General features: G+C 54.3%; 1 pseudogene. It reads right to left on the bottom strand.

From position 1 onward, the window contains the following. Positions 1-221, bottom strand: a pseudogene (locus tag ACXAH3_RS16535) (integrase); the annotation flags it as partial.

The raw sequence follows: 221 nt of genomic DNA, 5'->3' as shown, positions 1-221 counted from the left end.
AATCACGCACCAAGCGCCCATACTGGCGGGTTGAGATGTGTGGCCGGTCATGAAAGCGGCTGGGGAACATAAACGGACACGCAAATATCTCGGGCGATTTGACCCAGGCAAAGACGGTTTCACGCGTGTTTTCCGTCAGTTCAAACTGGACAGGCCGCTTGGTCTTGCTCTGGACAATCGATACACGTTCTCGCACGCGATCATCTTTGACGAGGTCGGAA

Source organism: Aliiroseovarius sp. ABM4_368, assembly GCF_056161205.1.
This window is presented reverse-complemented; position numbering and strand designations above follow the sequence as displayed.